Annotated in this window: 8 protein-coding genes; 2 read left to right on the forward strand and 6 right to left on the reverse strand. The window is 72.3% G+C overall.

Annotated elements, in window-relative coordinates; translation table 11 throughout:
* Window positions 1-37: 37 nt before the first annotated feature.
* The 3 genes from B7767_RS19085 to B7767_RS19095 all read right to left on the reverse strand — a co-directional run bounded on the left by B7767_RS19085 (window position 38) and on the right by B7767_RS19095 (window position 4120).
* Complete coding sequence (locus tag B7767_RS19085; protein ID WP_085573241.1) at window positions 38-2005, reverse strand: Xaa-Pro dipeptidyl-peptidase; 1968 nt, start codon at window positions 2003-2005, stop codon at window positions 38-40.
* A 126-nt stretch (window positions 2006-2131) separates the two neighbouring features.
* A complete protein-coding gene (locus tag B7767_RS19090; RefSeq protein ID WP_085573242.1) occupies window positions 2132-2611 on the reverse strand; it encodes a macro domain-containing protein in 480 nt (159 codons plus the stop codon).
* Window positions 2612-2653: 42 nt separating this feature from the next.
* Window positions 2654-4120, reverse strand: a complete 1467-nt coding sequence (locus B7767_RS19095; RefSeq protein ID WP_085573243.1) for an amino acid permease — start codon at window positions 4118-4120, stop codon at window positions 2654-2656.
* A 220-nt stretch (window positions 4121-4340) separates the two neighbouring features.
* Here B7767_RS19095 and B7767_RS19100 point away from each other — a divergent pair, with 220 nt between their 5' ends.
* Window positions 4341-5036 carry a MerR family transcriptional regulator gene (locus B7767_RS19100; protein WP_085573244.1) on the forward strand — a complete coding sequence of 232 codons (696 nt, stop codon included), beginning with the start codon at window positions 4341-4343 and terminating at the stop codon, window positions 5034-5036.
* Between the two features lie 30 nt (window positions 5037-5066).
* Here the strand turns inward: B7767_RS19100 and B7767_RS19105 are convergent, their stop codons facing one another.
* The 3 genes from B7767_RS19105 to B7767_RS19115 are packed head-to-tail and all read right to left on the reverse strand — an operon-like array spanning window position 5067 to window position 9676.
* Window positions 5067-7244: a 3-hydroxyacyl-CoA dehydrogenase NAD-binding domain-containing protein gene (locus B7767_RS19105; RefSeq protein WP_085573245.1), complete on the reverse strand. Its 2178-nt coding sequence runs from the start codon at window positions 7242-7244 to the stop codon at window positions 5067-5069.
* A gap of 39 nt (window positions 7245-7283) precedes the next feature.
* Entirely contained in the window at window positions 7284-8498 is a 1215-nt protein-coding gene (locus tag B7767_RS19110; protein WP_085573246.1) for an acetyl-CoA C-acetyltransferase, read from the reverse strand.
* Between the two features lie 11 nt (window positions 8499-8509).
* A complete protein-coding gene (locus B7767_RS19115; RefSeq protein ID WP_085573247.1) occupies window positions 8510-9676 on the reverse strand; it encodes a CaiB/BaiF CoA-transferase family protein in 1167 nt (388 codons plus the stop codon).
* 274 nt (window positions 9677-9950) lie between these two features.
* Between B7767_RS19115 and B7767_RS19120 the strand changes: the two genes are divergently transcribed.
* On the forward strand, window positions 9951-10621 hold a 671-nt coding region (locus B7767_RS19120; RefSeq protein ID WP_179167200.1), incomplete at its 3' end, for a trans-acting enoyl reductase family protein.

The following is a 10621-nucleotide window of genomic DNA, read 5'->3' on the forward strand; positions in this document are numbered from 1 at the left end:
CTACGCCCCTACCACCTTTGGCGCAAAACTCACCTCCTCAGCGCGATGTGCCGGCCTCCCCGGGGACGCGGTGGGCGGTGACGTCGGGTCGGTCCACGCCGTCCAGGACAGTGTCCGGGGCCGTGGTGCGCGAGCCCGCCGTGGCGCGGGCGAAGGCGGCCGTTCCGCCGACGAACGGCACCCGCGCGGAGGTACGGGCCAGGTCGAGGGTGAGCGTCGGGGTGTCGGCCGGGGGGTCGATCAGGCCACGGTCGGTGCCGGCGACGATCAGTGCCAGGCGGTGGCCCTCGGGGACGACGTGGTCGGTGGCCGCCAGGTCGAGGGTGATGGTGTACCGCTTGCCGGGGGTGAGCGGCTCGCCCTTGCCGTCGTCGGCGTGGTTGCCGAGGTCGGCCCAGCCGCGGCTGACGATCGTGTGCTCGACGTCGGTGGTCGTGGCGCGGGTCTCCTGGAAGCAGGAACTGTCGCCCGCGGTGCTCGCGCCCCAGCAGGTGCGCTCGGGGAGGGTGGTGATGCCTTCTCCGTCGTCGGCGTAGTCGCGGACGGTGTCGGGGCCGAGGTCCACGAGTACGGCGGAGAGGTGGGCCGTGGGTGTGCTGGGGGTGGCGGTGACGGTGACCCGGGAGGCGCCGGACAGGCGCAGGTCACGGGTGAGCGGGCCGGTGACGAAGCCGGCCTTGTCCGGGGTCGGGGTGTCGACGCGGGCGGCCCAGTCGGTCTCGCTCAGCCGCGGGTCGTCGGTGAAGGCCTCGGTTCCCGCGCCCTTGCGCAGGCCGAGGGTGCCGACGCCGGCCTCGGTGCCCCGGGCGGGACGCAGGGTCGTGGTGTGCGTGCCGCGCGGCGGCCAGCTCTTCGAGGTCACCCACTGGTCGGGCCGGCGTTCGATGTCGGCCATGGGCTCGCGGTCGACGCCGTTGTCGTAGCCGAGGAGTTCATGGTCGAACCAGCGGTGCAGGGTGTCGACCCACTCGGCGCGGCGGAAGTCGAAGGGGTCGACGTGGCCGGTCTGGGAGAGCCAGATCTTGCGCTCGACGCCGTTCTTCGCGAGGGCGTCCCACCACGGGCCGACGTGCTGCATCCGTACGTTGAGGTCCTGCATGCCGTGCACCAGGAAGACGCTGGCCTTCACCTTCTTCGCGGCACGCGTGTAGTCGCGTTCGGTCCACAGGGGGGTCCGGTCACCGGTGCGCGGGGCGCCCTCGACGAGTTCGCGCTGGACGGCGGCGCAGCCGGCGCGGGCCTCGGGGCTCTCGACGTACTGGGACAGCCAGTCCGGGCCGGAGTCGTAGAGCGGGGCGCCCCGGGTGAAGTAGTAGTCGTACCAGGAGGAGATCGCGGCGATCGGGACGATGGTCTCCAGGCCCTCGACGCCGGTGGCGGCGACACCGTTGGCGATGGTGCCGTCCCAGCTCTTGCCGATCATTCCGGTGCGGCCGTTGGTCCAGTCGGCCCTGGCCCGTTCGGTGCCGGTGCGGCTGGTGTAGGCCTTGCCGCGGCCGTTCAGCCAGTCGACGACGGCCTTCGCGGACTGGATGTCGGAGCGGCCTCCGACGTCCACACAGCCGTCGGACCGGTTGGTTCCGGCCAGGTCGACGCCGACGACGGCGTAGCCGCGCGGCACGAAGTAGTTGTCGTAGAACAGCGGCATCCGCACGACGTCGCCGTTCGCGTCGTAGGTCTTCTTCTGGCTCTCGTTGCCGCGCCCGCAGCAGGAGTAGTACGGGCTGGCGTCCATGATGACGGGGACCTTCCGGCCCCGCTGCGCGGGTTCGCGAGGGCGGACGATGTCGACGGCGACCCGGTCGGTGCGGCCGTCCCGGTCCTCGTCGAGTCCGGTGTCCACCCAGACGGCCTCGCGGACGGCGTCGTCGTAGGAGTGGACGGGCAGGCTCTCGCGCGGTGGCGCGGCGTGTGCGGCCGTGGGGGTGAGCAGTGCGGCCGTCAGGGCGGCGGTGGCCGCCGTCGCAAGTGGTCTCCAGGTCGTGAAGCGCGTGCGTTTCGGCATGCGCGGGACGGTACATGGGTGAACTCGGGTGCAGAAGAGGGCGATTGACTCCTCGTGAGGCCCCGGATGGCCGGAACCACGCCCGGTGGCGCGCCGGTTCCCGCACGGGAGCGGTGACGGGTGCGCTCAGTCGCCGTGGTCGTACACCGTCACCGGTATGCCGCGCTCCACCAGCCGCCCGGTGATCAGCGGCTCGATGCGGGACCACGTGCCGCCGGCCAGGCCGCAGCCGATGCGGGGCATGTGCACGGAGGCGTTCAGCTCCGTCGCCCTGTCGGCGAGGCGGCCGAGGGCGGTGTCGACCGCCTCGTAGCGGACGGGGACGCCCTTGCTGCCGGTCCTGGTTCCGCGCTGGCCGATCATGTTGGCCACCCAGACGTACCGCTCGACCTGGACCAGCTGGACCGCGCCCAGAGCGAAGTCGTTCGCGGCGCGGTCGCGGTGCCAGGCGCGGTAGGCGGCCTCCGGTTCGGGCCAGCGGCGCGACACGGCCAGGACGAATCCCTTCCCCCACCCGCCGATGTCGTTGCAGACGTGGGCGATGACCTTGACGCCCTTCACCGACGGAACGGTGGCGTCACCCCGGACATATGTGATCCCCGACATGACGCCACCCTAGGCGTTGCCACTGACAGTGGCTGTGACGTGCTACTTCGTCAGCCGCGAGAGCTCCTGGCCGGTGTTGCGCGCCACCCGGCGGCGGACGCCGTACCAGCCGGCGACCAGCATCGCGGCGATCACCGGGACGAGCAGCAGCGTCTTGCGGCCGACCTCCGGGTCGTTCCACATGAGGCCGAGGACGGAGACCAGGAAGGCGATGGTCGCGATCTCGGTGACCGGGCTGCCGGGGAGCCGGAAGGACGGCCGGGCGAGAAGTCCGGCGCGGGCGCGGCGGACGAAGACCAGGTGGCAGATCATGATGATCACCCAGGTGCTGATGATGCCGAGGGAGGCGACGTTCAGCACGATCTCGAAGGCCTGGGCCGGCATGAGGAAGTTCAGGCCGACGCCGAGGACGCACACGCCGCAGGTCAGCAGGATGCCGCCGTAGGGCACCTGGCTGCGGTTCATGCGGGCGGTGAACTTCGGGGCGGACCCCGCCGTGGCCATGGAGCGCAGGATGCGGCCGGTGGAGTACAGGCCGGAGTTCAGGGACGACATCGCGGCCGTGAGGACGACGAGGTTCATCACGTCGCCGGCGGCCGGGACGCCGATCTTCGAGAGCACCGTGACGAAGGGGCTCTCGTCGGCCGAGTACATCGAGCCGGGGAGCAGGAGGGCGAGCAGGACGACGGAGCCGACGTAGAAGAGGCCGACGCGCCACATGATGGAGTTCACCGCGCGGGGGACGACCTTCTCCGGTTCGGCGGTCTCGCCCGCGGCGACGCCGACCAGTTCCAGCGCCGCGTACGCGAAGACGACGCCCTGCATGACGAGGACGACCGGCATCACACCGTGCGGGAGGATGCCGCCGTTGTCGGTGATCATGCTCGGGCCGGGGGTGCCGCCGCCCACCTCGTGCCGGGTGGCGAGCAGGAAGACGCCGATGAGCATGAAGGCGACGAGGGTGGCGACCTTGACGATCGCGAACCAGAACTCCATCTCGCCGAAGATCTTCACCGAGATCAGGTTCACCGCGAGGACCACGGCGAGGGCGATCAGCGCGAGCACCCACTGCGGGATGTCGGTGAACGCGCTCCAGTAGTGCGTGTAGAGGGCGATCGCGGTGATGTCGGCGATGCCGGTGGTCGACCAGTTGAGGAAGTACATCCAGCCGGCGACGTACGCGCCCTTCTCACCGAGGAACTCGCGCGCGTACGACACGAAGGAGCCGGACGACGGCCGGTACAGGACCAACTCGCCCAGGGCCCGGACGACGAAGAAGGCGAAGACGCCGCAGACCAGGTAGGCCAGGGCGAGCGCCGGGCCCGCGTCGTGCAGGCGTCCTCCGGCGCCCAGGAAGAGCCCGGTGCCGATCGCGCCGCCGATGGCGATCATGTTGACGTGGCGGGCCTTGAGGTCCTTGCTGTAGCCGGCGTCGCCCGCGTCCGCGGGCGCCGGGGCCGCCGCGGTGGGTGCCGCGGCCGTTGCCGTGTTGACGGCGTCCTTGCTCACGAAGTGGTTCCACTCTCTGGTGCGCTCGGGCGGGTCGCGCCCGGGTGTCCGGATTGCCTCGGCCGGCGTGCTCGGATCACGGCACGGACCGAGGGGGCACCTTTCCGGAAGCGCGGCGCCTCACGCGATGGCGCACGTCACACCGGGGAACATCTCACACGCCCGCGCGGGATGACAGCCGAGGTGTCACAGCGGTGGTGGGACAGCGATACTGCTGCACATGACGACCGAGACCGAGCAGCCGCTCACGATCGACGAACTGGCGGCGCGGGCCGGTGTCACCGTGCGCACGGTCCGCTTCTACGGCACCAAGGGGCTGCTGCCGCCGCCGGTGATCGGTCCCCGGCGGGTCGGTCACTACGGGCGGGAGCATCTGGCCCGGCTGGAGCTCATCGAGGAGCTGCAGCACCTGGGCATGACGCTGGCGGCGATCGAGCGGTACCTGGGGCAGCTCCCGCCGGATCTGAGCGCCCGGGACCTGGCGGTCCAGCGGGCGGTGGTGGCCTCCTGGGCGCCCGAGGCGGTGGAGGCGGTGCCGCGCGGGGAGCTGGAGCGCCGGGCGGGGCGGGCACTGGGCGAGGAGGACCTCCGGCGGCTCGCGGCGATGGGCGTCGTCGAGCGGGACGGCGAGGTGCTGCGGGTCGACCCCGGGCTGCTGCGCCTCGGGGTGGAGCTGCTGGACGTACCGCTGTCCCATGAGACGGTCCTCGCCGCGCGCGCCGCGCTCACCGGGCACTCCCGCGCGGCCGCCCGCGAGCTGTCGCGGCTGCTGCGCGACGCGGTCGCGGAGCGGGACGCGCGGGACGTGCGGTCCCTGTCCGCCCGGATGCATCCGCTGGTGGTGCAGGCGCTGCTGACCACCTTCCAGCGGTCGCTGCGGGAGGAGCTGGCCCAGTGGCTCGACGAGGAGGGGTGACGGGGCGCGCCCCGTCACCCCCGCGACGGGTCAGCGGGCGTCCGTGAAGACCTCCCCCTTCTCCGCCTTCGCCACCAGCAGCGCCGGCGGGGTGAAGCGCTCGCCGTAGCGCTCGGCGAGCTCACGCGCGCGGGCCGTGAATCCGGGCAGGCCGCCCTCGTAGCCGTTGATGTACTGGAGGACGCCGCCGGTCCAGCCGGGGAAGCCGATGCCGAGGACGGAGCCGATGTTGGCGTCGGCGACGGAGGTGAGCACGCCCTCCTCGAGGAGCCGGACGGTGTCCAGCGCCTCGGCGAACAGCATGCGCTCCTGCATGTCACGGAAGGGGATCTCGTGGCCGGGCTTGGTGAAGTGCTCGCGCAGTCCGGGCCACAGGCTGCCGCGCCTGCCGTCCTCGCCGTACTCGTAGAAGCCGGCGCCTCCGCTGCGGCCGGGGCGCTCGAACTCGTCGACCATGCGGTCGATGACCGTCTCCGCCGGGTGCGCGGTCCAGGTGCCGCCCGCCTCCTCGACGGCCCGCTTCGATTCACGCCGGATCTTGCGCGGCAGCGTGAGGGTCAGCTCGTCCATCAGGGAGAGCACCTTGGCGGGATAGCCCGCCTGGGCGGCGGCCTGCTCGACCGAGGCGGGTTCGATGCCCTCGCCGACCATGGCGACGCCCTCGTTGATGAAGTGCCCGATGACGCGCGAGGTGAAGAAGCCGCGCGAGTCGTTGACGACGATCGGCGTCTTGTTGATCTGCCGGACCAGGTCGAAGGCGCGGGCGAGCGCCTCGTCACCGGTGCGCCCGCCCTTGATGATCTCGACCAGCGGCATCCTGTCGACGGGTGAGAAGAAGTGCAGCCCGATGAAGTCGGCCTGGCGCTCGACGCCCTCGGCGAGGGCGGTGATGGGCAGGGTGGAGGTGTTGGAGCACAGCAGCGCGTCGGGGGCGACGACGTCCTGGATCTCCTGGAACACCTTGTGCTTGAGGGAGGTGTCCTCGAAGACGGCCTCGATGACCGCGTCGCAGCCGGCGAGGTCGGCGGCCTCGGCGGTGGGCGTGATCCGGGCGAGCAGCGCGTCGGCCTTCTCCTGGCTGGTGCGGCCCTTGGCGACGGCCTTGGCGCACAGCTTCCCGGAGTAGCCCTTGCCCTTGACGGCGGCCTCCAGGGAGACGTCCTTCAGGACGACCTCGATGCCCGCGCGGGCGCACGAGTAGGCGATGCCCGCGCCCATCATCCCGGCGCCGAGGACGGCCACCTTCGTCACCTTGCGGGGCTCGATGCCCTTGGGGCGGTTGGCGCCGGAGTTGACGGCCTGGAGGTCGAAGAAGAACGCCTGGATCATGTTCTTCGAGGTCTGTCCGGCGGCCAGCTCGACGAAGTAGCGGGCCTCGATGACCTGGGCGGTCTCGAAGTCGACCTGGGCGCCCTCGACGGCGGCGGCCATGATGTTGCGCGGGGCCGGGTAGGGCGCGCCGCCCGTCTGCTTGCGCAGGTTGGCCGGGAAGGCGGGGAGGTTGGCGGCGAACTTCGGGTGGGCGGGGGTGCCGCCGGGGATGCGGTAGCCCGGCTTGTCCCAGGGCTGGGCGGACTCGGGGTGGGCGTCGATGAAGGCGCGGGCCTTGGCGAGCAGGTCCTCGCGCGTGTCGGCGATCTCGTCGACCAGGCCGTTCTCCAGGGCGCGGCGCGGGTTGTACTGGGTGCCCTGGAGGAGCACCTTCAGCAGCGCGTCGGTGATGCCGAGCATGCGGACGGTGCGGACGACGCCGCCGCCCCCGGGGAGCAGGCCGAGGGTGACCTCGGGGCAGCCGATCTTGGAGCCGGGGGCGTCGAGGGCGATCCGGTGGTGGCAGGCGAGGGCGAGTTCGTAGCCGCCGCCGAGGGCGGCGCCGTTGATCGCCGCGACGACGGGCTTGCCGAGGGTCTCGATGCGGCGCAGGTGCCGCTTGACGGCCATGCCGCCGTCGAAGAGGTCCTGTGCCGTCTCGGGGGTGACCCGGATGAGGTCGCGCAGGTCGCCACCGGCGAAGAAGGTCTTCTTGGCGGAGGTGACGATGACGCCGCGGATGGAGTCCTTCTCCGCCTCCAGGCGGTCGGTGATCACGGCGAGGGAGTCGCGGAACGCCTGGTTCATGGTGTTCGCGGACTGGTGGGGGTCGTCGAGGACGAGGGTGACGACGCCGGTGCGGTCCTGTTCCCAGCGGATGGTGGTGCTCTCGGTCATGTGGAGGTCTCCGTGAGTGAGGTGGCGGGTCGCTGGGGCTCAGAGGCGTTCGACGACGGTGGCGATGCCCATGCCGCCGCCCACGCACAGCGTGGCGAGGCCGTAGCGCTTGTCCTGGCGCTCGAGTTCGTCGACGAGGGTGCCGAGGATCATCGCGCCGGTGGCGCCGAGGGGGTGGCCCAGCGCGATGGCGCCGCCGTTGACGTTGACCTTGTCCAGGGACAGGCCCATGTCCTTGACGTAGCGCAGGACGACCGCGGCGAACGCCTCGTTGATCTCGACGAGGTCGATGTCGTCGATGGTCAGTCCCGCTTTGGCGAGGGCCTTGCGGGTGGCGGGGGCGGGGCCGGTGAGCATGATGGTGGGCTCGGAGCCGGACACGGCGGCGGAGACGATCCTGGCGCGCGGGGTGAGTCCGTAGCGGTCGCCGACCTCCTCGGAGCCGATGGCGACGAGCGCGGCGCCGTCGACGATGCCGGAGGAGTTGCCCGCGTGGTGGACGTGGTCGATCTTCTCGACCCAGTGGTACTTCTGCAGGGCCACGGCGTCGAAGCCGCCCAGCTCGCCGATGTCCGCGAAGGACGGCTTCAGCTTGGCCAGCGAGTCGGCGGTGGTGCCGGGGCGCAGGTGCTCGTCGTGGTCGAGGACGGTGAGACCGCTGCGGTCCCGCACCGGGACGACGGACCGCTCGAAGCGGTTCTCCTTCCAGGCGGTGGCCGCGCGCTCCTGCGACAGGGCCGCGTACTCGTCGACGTCCCGCCGGGAGAAGCCCTCGATGGTGGCGATCAGGTCGGCGCCGATGCCCTGCGGGACGAAGTTGGTGGCGAGGTTGGTCATCGGGTCGTTGAACCAGGCGCCCCCGTCCGAGGCCATCGGCACCCGGGACATCGACTCGACGCCGCCCGCGAGGACCAGGTCCTCCCAGCCGGAACGGACCTTGGCGGCGGCCAGGTTGACGGCCTCCAGGCCCGAGGCGCAGAAGCGGTTCTCCTGCACGCCCGCCACCGTGTCGGGCAGTCCGGCCGCGATGGCGGCGATGCGGGCGATGTCGGAGCCCTGGTCGCCGACCGGGCCGACGACGCCGAGCACGATGTCGTCGACGGCCGCCGGGTCGAGGCCGGGGAAGCGGTCGCGGAGCTCGTGGATGAGGCCGACGACCAGGTCGACGGGCTTGGTGCCGTGCAGGGCTCCATTGGCCTTGCCGCGCCCGCGCGGGGTGCGGATCGCGTCGTACACGTACGCTTCGGTGCTCACGAGGGGGCCTTTCACTGGGGTTTCGAGGGTGTGGAGGAGTGTGAGGGGGCCGGGGCCGTCAGTCCGGGCACGTCCCAGTCGCGGGCCACGTCGTCGGTGTCGGCGCCCGGCCGGGCGGGCCCGGTGCGGAGGGTGGCGGGGGTCGCGGAGAACCTCGGGGCCGGTGCGGGCTGGGTGATGCCGGCGTGGTCGGTGAAGGTGGAGCGGGCGGCGAGGTGCGGGTGGTGCGGGGCCTCGCGCAGGGACAGCACCGGCGCCACGCACGCGTCGGAGCCGTCGAAGCGGGCCGTCCACTCGTCGCGGGTGCGGGTCCTGAAGCGGGCGGCGACCTGTGCGCGCAGCTCCGGCCAGCGGGTGACGTCGGCGTGCGCACCGCTCTGGCCGTCGAGGCCGAGCAGGCGCAGGAACTCGGCGTAGAACCGCGGCTCCAGCGCGCCCACCGCCATGTGCCTGCCGTCGGCGGTCTCGTAGGTGCCGTAGTAGGGGCAGCCGCCGTCGAGGAGGTTGGCGCCGCGCCGGTCCTGCCAGGCGCCGGCGGCGAGCATGCCGTGGATCATCGCGGTCAGGTGGGCGGTGCCGTCCACGATGGCGGCGTCGACGACCTGTCCGGTGCCGGTCGCGCGCGCGTGGTGCAGCGCGGCGAGGACGCCGACGACGAGGTAGAGGGAGCCGCCCGCGTAGTCGCCGAGCAGGTTGGCCGGGACGGCCGGGGGCCCGTCCGGGTCGCCGATCATGCCGAGGGCGCCGGTGAGGGCGGTGTAGGCGATGTCGTGGCCCGCGCGGTCGGCGAGGGGGCCCTGCTGGCCCCAGCCGGTCATCCGGCCGTAGACCAGGCGCGGGTTGCGGGCGCGGCAGTCCCCGGGGCCGACGCCGAGCCGCTCGGCGACTCCGGGACGGTAGCCCTCGATGAGCACGTCGGCGCGTTCGGCGAGGCCGAGGACGCGCGCGGGGCCGTCGGGGGCCTTCAGGTCGACGATCACGGAGCGCTTGTTGCGGTTGGTCACGTCGAGGGCGGGGTCGATCCCGAGTCCGGGGCCGCCCGGACGGTCCACGCGTACGACGTCGGCGCCCAGGTCGGCGAGGAGCATGGCGGCGAACGGGCCGGGCCCGATCCCGGCCAGCTCGACCACGCGCACGCCGCCGAGCGGACCGTGTTCCGGCGTCTTCGCCTCCGTCATCGAGCCCCCATCGGCTGTGACACTACTGGTGTAACACCCATGATGTTAGGAACGTGTCCCACCCGGCACAAGACCGGGCGAGCAAGCGCTTGGCCACTGTACGGCTCGGTGCCCGTCCGCCGCGCCGGCTCCACGCGCTGTCGCGCCTTTTCCCGCTTCTTCAGGGCGTTCGGGGCATGGTCATCGGTTTCCTCCGGGCTCGTCGTCGGGCTCCGCACCCCTCACGCTAGCCTCGGCCACCGACAGCGGCGCGGCTGCACGACCAAGGGGTGTCATGAGCAGGCTGAACAGGACGGACCGTCCGTACGACATCGTGCTCTTCGGAGCGACCGGCTTCGTCGGAACCCTGACCGCGGAGTATCTCGCCGGTCATGCCCCCGCCGGGCTGCGCTGGGCGATCGCCGGACGCAGCACGGAGAAGCTGGAGCGGCTGCGGGACCGGCTGCCCGGCGGCGCGGAGGTCGGGCTGCTGCGGGCGGACGTGTCCGACCCGGCCTCGCTGCGTGCCCTCGCCGAGCACGCGCGGGTGGTCGCCACGACCGTCGGCCCCTATGTGGAGTACGGCGAGGAACTCGTCGCCGCCTGCGCGGACACCGGGGCGGACTACGTCGACCTCACGGGTGAGCCGGAGTTCGTGGACCTGACGTACGTCCGGCACGACGCACGCGCGCGGGAGACCGGGGCGCGGCTGGTGCACGCCTGCGGCTTCGACTCGGTGCCGCACGACCTGGGCGCGTACTTCACCGTGCGGCAGCTCCCGGAGGGGGTGCCGCTGACCGTGGACGGCTTCGTGACCGTCGACGCGGCCTTCTCCGGCGGGACCTTCGCCTCGGCGCTGAACCAGTTCGCCCGGCACCGCGGGCTGCGCGCGGCGGCCCTGGACCGCCGGCGCCATGAACCGCGGCTGGTGGGCCGCCGGGCGTCGGCCCCGACGGGCGCGCCGCG

The sequence above is a fragment of the Streptomyces sp. 13-12-16 genome (assembly GCF_002114215.1).
GTDB lineage: Bacteria > Actinomycetota > Actinomycetes > Streptomycetales > Streptomycetaceae > Streptomyces.